Raw genomic sequence first — 3781 nt, 5'->3', positions numbered from 1 at the left:
CTGGAGGATAAAAACTATCGTGAGATCAGTGACACCTTGGGCATCAGCGAAGTGAACGCCAGGGTAAAGATGAACCGGATCAAGACCAAATTAAAAACCATATTGAATCCATAGAGATTATGATGGATGAGCTAGAACTATTAAAGAAAGATTGGCAGCGGAAAGGGGAAGCCCTTCCGAAGTTGACCTATGATGAAATCTACCGAATGCTCTGGAAAAAGTCGTCATCCATTGTCAAATGGATGTTCTATATAAGTTTGATTGAATTGGTATTTTGGATCGTCATGAGCGCGTTACCCTTTTTCTGGTCATCCTTTAAAAAAAATCTAGAGCAAACTTATGGCAATGGCGACCAAGTATTTTTCATCGCTAGTAGTGTTTTTGGTATTTTGATAGTTTTGATTTTTATCTACTACCTCTTTAAATCGTACAAGGCCATCTCGACGGTCGACAGTGTCAAAAAACTTATGGAGAGTATCCTGCGTACCAGGCTTATAGTTCGCTATTATGTGGTTTACAATCTGATTATGGCGGTAATTATGACCCTATATACTTTTTATACTCTTTTTACCCACGACAAAAAAACTATTCAATTACTCGATACCGTAAAGGATAATGGCTCCGAGCTACGTTTTTGGTTGGTTTCCGGACTGATAGTACTGGCAGGAATAGGTTTTATGGTAGGTATTATCTGGTTGTTCTACCGACTGGTCTATGGTATTCTTTTGAAAAGGCTCAACACAAATTACAAAGAATTAAAACGCCTTGAGGTGTAGGTTTTTAAACTTTTTTACGATTCCTAAAACGGCGGAGTTCGTTCTCTTCTTCGTAGGCCATAAGATCTTTTTGGGAAATGACCTTTAAAAAGGAAGGATGTTGTTCGATGGCATACTCCAGTTTTTCGATGATGGCGTCAAAAGATTCATTTTCATAGTCGATATCCAAAGGTTCCTTGATAACGATGGATTGCAGGATACCCTTTTTCTTGATACGCAGACCCTTTTTATCGAAAGAACGCCGAAAACCGTCTATAACCACTGGCACGACTATAGGCTTGTACTTTTTAATGATGTGCGCCGTGCCCTTGCGCAAAGGTTTCCACGGAGTGGTCGTGCCTTGTGGAAAGGTGATGACCCAGCCATCGCTCAAGGCCGTTCCGATACTTGAAATATCGCTGAACTTCACCTTCCGGTTAATATCCTGACCCTCTGAACGCCACGTGCGTTCGACACTTATAGAGCCCGCATAGGCGAAAATCTTGGTCAACATACTTTTTTTCATAGTCTCCGCCGCGGCCACATAGTACATGTTCAACTTCGGGTTCCAGATATATCCGATATTTTTTATAGAATCGACCCTACCGCTCAAACTGGCATTGAACACATGAAACATGGCCACTACATCGGCAAAATAAGTTTGGTGGTTGCTTACGAAAAGTACGTTTCTATCAGGAAGCGACCGTATAATCTCAGAACCGTCTACTTCAAGACTATTGAATCGCTTATACCGGGAATGGGTCATCAACCCCAATATACGGATAAGCCATTTTTTCAAAAATAGGATATGCCCGAACGGATTTCTTTTGAATAGCCCCATAGAATGCTAAAATACGAAACAATGGAGAAATGGGGAGTAACATTTGAGATATTAGATTTCAGACGGGAGACAGAAGACGGATGACGGATGAGGGATGCTTACAAAACTTCCCGTAACAACGTTCTCATTTCGTTGAGCATCATAGCGGTCGCGCCCCATACGGTATACCCGTTTAATTTAAAGGCCGGCACCGAAAGATTTTGGGCATAGGATGTGGTCAGGGATTCGGTAAAAAGATTGGAATCGTCAAGAAAAGCGGACACGGGCACTTCGATCAAGGCGGCAACTTCCGATTTTTGGGGTACAAAGGGTTCCAGCTTACGGTTACGATAAAGACCCATAAAGGGCTTTACCTCAAAATTACTAGGGGGAATATAGATTTCGCTACATCCTTTGATTACCTCTATTTTTTCAGGGGATACCCCGACCTCTTCCCAAGTTTCACGTAAAGCGGTGGCCATAAGGTCAACATCCTGTTTTTCAGCTTTGCCGCCCGGAAAACCGATTTGGTTGGAATGTACGTCCCTCGGATGGCTTTTGCGTAAAATAAGAAGCAAATGTGTGTCGTTTTGATTATCGGGATAGAACAACGCCATCACCCCTGCCTTCTTCGGATTCTTTTGTTCCGATCTCGCCCTTCGCAGTTCTTCCAATCGGAAATTCGGTGCCATTTTTACGTGCGATGCCTCCCCCGGTAACGGCAGATTTTTTATTTTTGGAATCCGTATGGCAAAATCATCAAAATCCATGGCAGCTCATCGTTTTATTCCCGTTGCAATATTACTACTATTTTTAACCGCTTCCTGTGGGGATAATCCAATGGAAAAGTCTACCTCGAGCACCGAAAAGGAAACGAAAAAAGATTCGGTGAAAATCGATTCCGCACAACAAAAAAAGAAGGAAGATAAAGAGGAAAAGTTCGTGCTTACCGAAAACAATGCCGTCGATTTTTTCTTCGATTACCAAAAAAACCTAAAAGTAAACAAGGTAAAGATTACGACCCGACTGGGCAGTTTTACGGTTCAGCTCTTTGACAATGTGCCCTACCACAAGGCCAATTTCATTTATCTGACCCGAAAGGGCTATTTCGACGAAACACAATTCCACCGCGTGGTCAAGGATTTTATTATTCAGGGCGGTAATTCCGATGACAGAAAAACAGGAAAAAAACGTAGCGCAATCGGCCGTTATCTACTACCGCCCGATACCCGAAAAGGACACCGGCACCATCGTGGCACCCTATCGATGCCCAGTAGCGAAAAGGAAGACAATCCCCATATGCTCGCCTCACCCTTCGAATTTTTTATCGTAGTAACCGATCCGGGTTCCTATCATCTCGACGGCGACTTCACCCCTTTCGGAAAGGTCATCGAAGGTATGGATGTGGTGGATAAAATTAATAACGTACCCGTCGGCGACGGCGACTGGCCGCTACAGAATATCTATATTCAGAAGGCGGAAGTGGTGGAGTGAGAAATTCCAAATTCCAAACGCAAATTCCAAATATAAGGTATCATGCTAAGCTTGTTACCTAAAAAAAGTCAAGGACTATCCTTATTAGGCCATTTTTATAGGAATTTGGTGCTCGGATTTTGGAATTTTACTTCCTATTCCTATAAATATTCGGCAACGCAATCTTGAATTTTACGGCCAATAAACGAGTGATAATGATAATGGCAATGGCACCGACGTAGGCGTAGGCGGAGTCAAACGGTAGTGGAACCAAAATGAAATAACTGAAACCTCCCAAAATACAGGCCGTGGCGTAGATTTCCCTTCTGAATAGTACGGGAATTTCATTACAGAGCATATCCCGTATCACGCCCCCGAAGCAGGCGGTAATAGTACCCAGGGCAATACACATGACCGGTAAAAGGTCGGCAGTCAGTCCCTTTTCGATACCTAACATGGTGAAAAGGCCGATACCGATGGTGTCGAAAAGAAAAAGGGTGCGCCGGAAATGCTTTAGTTGGTTTACAAATAGAATGGCCAATATGACGGTGATCATGATGACAATTAAATAGGTGTACTCTCGCATCCATACCACCGGCGTATTTCCAATAAGTATGTCCCGCAAAGTCCCCCCGCCCACGGAGGTAACAAAGGCGATAATAAACACCCCGAACAAATCCAATTTTTTATCCATGGCCACCAATACGCCCGAAATGGCAAAGGCAATGGTGCC

General features: G+C 43.3%; 5 protein-coding genes and 1 pseudogene. 3 read left to right on the top strand and 3 right to left on the bottom strand.

What is annotated here, in order from left to right:
* Positions 1–114, top strand: a pseudogene (locus ACEW8S_RS12335) (RNA polymerase subunit sigma-70); the annotation flags it as partial.
* 5 nt (positions 115–119) lie between these two features.
* Positions 120–776, top strand: a complete 657-nt coding sequence (locus tag ACEW8S_RS12330; protein ID WP_373518449.1) for a hypothetical protein — start codon at positions 120–122, stop codon at positions 774–776.
* Between the two features lie 4 nt (positions 777–780).
* On the opposite strand, the gene ACEW8S_RS12325 is transcribed toward ACEW8S_RS12330, so the two are convergent.
* Together ACEW8S_RS12325 and ACEW8S_RS12320 are read right to left on the bottom strand one after the other, a co-directional pair.
* Positions 781–1596, bottom strand: a complete 816-nt coding sequence (locus tag ACEW8S_RS12325; RefSeq protein ID WP_373518448.1) for a lysophospholipid acyltransferase family protein — start codon at positions 1594–1596, stop codon at positions 781–783.
* Positions 1597–1694: 98 nt separating this feature from the next.
* The gene (locus tag ACEW8S_RS12320) at positions 1695–2345 is read right to left on the bottom strand and encodes a CoA pyrophosphatase (RefSeq protein ID WP_373518447.1); all 651 of its coding nucleotides are present in this window, start codon (positions 2343–2345) and stop codon (positions 1695–1697) included.
* Between ACEW8S_RS12320 and ACEW8S_RS12315 the strand changes: the two genes are divergently transcribed.
* Positions 2344–3069 carry a peptidylprolyl isomerase gene (locus ACEW8S_RS12315; protein ID WP_373518446.1) on the top strand — a complete coding sequence of 242 codons (726 nt, stop codon included), beginning with the start codon at positions 2344–2346 and terminating at the stop codon, positions 3067–3069. The genes ACEW8S_RS12320 and ACEW8S_RS12315 overlap by 2 nt on opposite strands.
* A gap of 127 nt (positions 3070–3196) precedes the next feature.
* Here ACEW8S_RS12315 and ACEW8S_RS12310 read toward each other — a convergent pair.
* On the bottom strand, positions 3197–3781 hold a 585-nt coding region (locus ACEW8S_RS12310; RefSeq protein ID WP_373518445.1), incomplete at its 5' end, for a trimeric intracellular cation channel family protein.

It is taken from the genome of Pricia sp., assembly GCF_041745955.1.
In the GTDB taxonomy this organism is placed as follows: Bacteria; Bacteroidota; Bacteroidia; order Flavobacteriales; family Flavobacteriaceae; genus Pricia.
Note: the sequence above shows the minus strand (reverse complement) of the source record. Positions and strands in the feature narration are given on the sequence as shown.